We start from the raw sequence: 2,793 nt of genomic DNA on the forward strand, positions 1-2,793 counted from the left end.
GCTGTGTAACGATGCTTGTAGGCGGTACAGCAGCTGGTGTTGGTGCAGTTGTAGGTTCTGATAGCAGAACTGTTGATGTGCAGGTTGATGATCAGAAGATTGAGAATGAGGCTTCAAGCTATCTTTCTAACGATAGAATGAGATCAGATCCTAAAGTTTTCCGTGTTGATGCTGTTTCTGTTAACGGAAATGTTCTGTTAGTTGGTCAGACTACTGATAGCGAATATTTAAACTGGGCTATCGGTTATATCAAGCAGATTAAGAATGTAAAAAGAGTTTTCAACTATGTTGAAAACAGGATGCCTGTTTCTTCACAGACAATTGCTCATGATGCATATCTGACATCAAAGGTTAAGAGTGCATTGTTATTTACCAAGAATATAAGCTCTGGCCGTTTCAAGGTATATACAGAAAATAGCGTTGTTTATCTTCTAGGTTATGTAACAAAGGAAGAAGGTAAAAGAGCAAATATCCAGGCAAGTAAGGTTTCAGGCGTAAAGATTGTTCGTCCTATTTATGATTACATGGATGCATCTGGTACTCCTAATTCCTCAGATGATGTTCCTGTAATTGGTAACACTACATCATCTTCATCATCTTCATCATCTGTTTCATCAACATCATCTTCCTCTTTAGCATCAGAGGCTCAGAGCGGAATTGATAACGGTGGTGCAGTTTTACTTGAAGATGACGATCTGTTAGCACCAAGCTCTCCTGCTTCTAGCCTTTAATCAAGGTAGGTGAGAGTAAATGTTAACCAGGGCTCTTTTACAGTCTTCATCTTCTCAGTCAACTGTATATTTTGTTGATGTATATTCATCAAATGAAGGTGAGGCTGAGTACGCTCTCGAGTATGCTGCATTAAGCTTCTCTCCTGGCAAGGAAAACAGACCTGAGGTGTATGTTCATACATACCTAAAGCCAGAGGTAACTCTGAATAAAATCAGATGGCCAGATGTTTATTCTGCAATAGGTATTACAAAAGAGCGAATCGAAAAAGATGATAAACTTCCTTCACTTGAGGATATGTTATCTAGCGATTACCTTAAAAACAGATGTATCGTCTGTTTTGATGAGGGAATAGAGCCTGTTAATGCTATTGTCAATTCAGCAGGTGAATTTCAGAGTATTAAAAGAATGTGGGAAAAGACATTCAGCTCTGAACAAGCTAATTCACAAAAGGCATTAGAGTGCACAACACTCGATCAGATGTGTCGTTTCGTTGGTATTCTTGATGATAATGCAAAGAATACCAATTACACTCCTTTGCTCAAAAAGCTTTATAAAATGGCAGCGTTGTGGGAGTTTTTAAACAACTGCATAGAAAATCCTAAACTAAGAAAGGATCTGTCATTAGGCAATCTTCAGATGAGTCTGATATGGCCACTTCCTGATACCAAAAAACAGTGGTTTAATGTTGAGTGCGATTCTTTTGATAATACCACCGATGAAATGATAAACGATCTTTTTGATGGTACCTTATCAGACAGAATCAACTGGTTTGAGCTTGGAATGTACGCTAATGACTGGGAATTCAAGCGTAATACTGTGTTCTCATCCTCTAATCTGACAGGTGTAAACGATCTGGCATCATTTATCTTCACAAGAGTGATGAATTTTGATATTCAGCTGTGGGTACTTTGTTTTTATGCACTTTATCAGCATAAGACTGAAGTTGCTAAGAATATTGCTTTAGCTCATGGTGATTTTTCATGTCTAAATTCAGCAAATAAAGAGCATTTTTCATATTTCATCATTGATAATCTCGATATATTCTTAAATCCATCTCAGAAAAAGAAACTTATCTCATCTCTTGTCAGACAGTCTTTTAGAGCAAGATCTGAAAAGAGCTATGAATTTCTAGATTTTAAGAAAATGAAGAGGATTGATGAGAAGAACAGAACTGCTCAGAAATACTACTTCTTCAAGGAAGCACGCGATGCAAGGTATATAAGACAGAATTCAGGTCAGCTTCTGTTTATAAGCTTTGACGTAAAGGGGCGTGGAAAGGATAGAGAAGTATCATCTGATTATGCTGTTAATAATATTCAGTCATTCTATCTGCAAGCAAAGAATGTTTTTTCTGATATCTGGATAAGCTCTGAGCTTAAAGTTTGGCTTGAGTTTATTACCGGATATTCATTTACAGATATTGCATCCGTTCCTAAATATAACGATTCAGACGATCTTAAGGATATAAGAAAGCTTTTATCTGAAATTCTTCAAAAAGAGGCATATCCATACTTAGCCGATCTGTACAATTTTCTTCAAAATTGCGTAAATCTTGTAAGACAGCGTTCATTAGAGCCTGTTGAAAAAACGTACTGTTTCCAGGAGATTTCAATTCTTTTTAAAATTAATCCTCCTGCAAGACTTGGTTTTCTTAAAAAGCTGTTATCTTTCTCATAGCTATGAAAATTGTAAAGATTATTCTTATTTGCTTTCTTGTCATATGCTCTCTAAAAGCTTTTTGTTCTGAGGTAATTGGCTCATATGCAAACGGATGTATTGCAGGAGCTAAACCATTGCAATCTGGTGAGTACTACCAGATTCAAAAGTGGGGCAAGGACAGAAACTATGGTCATCCATCATTACTTTCTTTTATTAAGAATTTATCTGTAAAGGCTAAGAAGAATAAGCTTCCTATTCTGTTAGTAGGTGATCTGTCATCACCTGTTGGTGGTTCTTTCGGTCCTCGTTCAAATCATGGATCACATCAGTCAGGTCTTGATGTTGATATATCTTTTGATTTTGCAAATCCAAAAAAGACAGAATATGAACTGTCTCATCCAA

The 2,793-nt window shown here is 36.6% G+C and carries 3 protein-coding genes; all 3 read left to right on the plus strand.

What is annotated here, in order from left to right; translation table 11 throughout:
- Positions 1-731: BON domain-containing protein (locus tag ACJML3_RS10120; protein ID WP_406022900.1), on the plus strand; the 731-nt coding region annotated here is incomplete at its 5' end.
- Positions 732-750: 19 nt separating this feature from the next.
- Positions 751-2,409, plus strand: coding sequence for a hypothetical protein (locus ACJML3_RS10125; protein ID WP_406022902.1), 1,659 nt, complete (start codon positions 751-753; stop codon positions 2,407-2,409).
- 2 nt (positions 2,410-2,411) lie between these two features.
- Positions 2,412-2,793 (plus strand): penicillin-insensitive murein endopeptidase (locus tag ACJML3_RS10130; protein ID WP_406022904.1); only part of this gene is annotated, 382 nt, incomplete at its 3' end.

This window comes from Succinivibrio sp., assembly GCF_045124615.1.
Lineage (GTDB): Bacteria > Pseudomonadota > Gammaproteobacteria > Enterobacterales > Succinivibrionaceae > Succinivibrio > Succinivibrio faecicola.